This is a genomic window from Propionibacterium australiense, assembly GCF_003666605.1.
In the GTDB taxonomy this organism is placed as follows: Bacteria; Actinomycetota; Actinomycetes; order Propionibacteriales; family Propionibacteriaceae; genus Propionibacterium; species Propionibacterium australiense.
In genome coordinates, this window is record NZ_RCIV01000060.1 from 1 (window position 1) to 1,247 (window position 1,247).

At 61.7% G+C, this 1,247-nt stretch carries 1 protein-coding gene; it reads left to right on the plus strand.

Annotated elements, in window-relative coordinates; translation table 11 throughout:
• The first annotated feature begins 83 nt into the window (after positions 1–83).
• Positions 84–1,231, plus strand: a protein-coding gene (locus D9T14_RS13245) for an IS3 family transposase (RefSeq protein ID WP_121588298.1) whose coding sequence is annotated in 2 segments (ribosomal slippage) — positions 84–354 and positions 354–1,231 — 1,149 coding nt in all. Because the reading frame shifts where the segments join, the coding sequence is not laid out codon by codon here.
• The last annotated feature ends 16 nt before the right edge of the window (positions 1,232–1,247 follow it).

Sequence of the window (1,247 nt, forward strand, 5' to 3'; positions counted from 1 at the left end):
TGGGTTGACCCCAGTGATTAGGGCCAGGGGTTCTGGGAGTTGTCTTGTCGTTCGCGGTTGCGGGCAGGGAGACTGGGTAGATCATGACGAGCAAGAGGAAGCGGCATACGCCCGAGCAGGTTGTGCGCAAGCTCGGGCAGGCGGACAGGATGCTTGCTGAGGGCGCGGGTATCGCGGTGGTGTGCCGAGAACTCGGGATCAGCGAGCAGACGTATTATCGGTGGCGCAACCAGTACGGTGGTTTGAAGGCCGATGATGCGAAGCGGCTGAAGGAGTTGGAGAAACAGAACGCCACGTTGAAGCGACTGCTGGCGGAGGCGGAGTTGGAGAAGGCAGCGCTCAAGGAGCTGGCTGAGGGAAACTTCTGAGCCCGGCCAGGCGCCGAGCTGCTGTCACTCACCTGATCAGGGTACTGCAGGTGAGCGAGCGGATGGCGTGTCGTCTGGTCGGGCTGTCACGGTCTGCCTATCGGCGCCCACTCAAGGCTGACACGGCCGCCGACCCGGACCGGGGGTTTCGGGGCTGGTTGTGTGCTTGGGCGAAGGAGCATCCCAGATGGGGGTATCGGCGGGCGTATCACGACGCCCGGGCCGAGGGGTGGAGCGTCAACCACAAGAAGGTCCAACGGTTGTGGCGCGAGGAAGGATTGCGGGTGCCGCAGCGACGTCGCCGTAAGCGGGTGGGGTCCTCGACGGTTGATGCGCCGATGGCGGTGGCGCCGAACGTGGTATGGGCGGTGGATTTCCAGTTCGATGCCGACGAGCAGGGCAAGGCGATCAAAATCTGTTCCATCGTCGACGAGCACACCCGTGAGTGCATTGGCGGACTCGTTGAGCGTTCCATCACCGCCGACCGGTTGACCGCCCATCTGGAGGACCTCGTCACCATCAGGGGCACTCCGGCGGTACTTCGATCAGACAATGGGCCTGAGTTCATCAGCGACGCGATGGCCGACTGGGCTGGTACCCGTACAGGCCTGTTCTTCATTCCTCCGGGCTCACCGTGGCGCAACGGCTATATTGAGTCATTCAACAGTCGACTCCGCGATGAGTGTCTCAATATCAACAGCTTCTACTCGCTCCTCCACGCCCAAGTCGTGATCGGTGACTGGAAGACCGAATACAACCAATACCGTCGACACTCCTCGCTCGGCTACCTAACCCCAGCCGAGTATGCTCGACAGTGCACTCATCAAACAAACACCGACGACTCACATAACGACCGGACCTAACCAAGGGGGCGGCCCA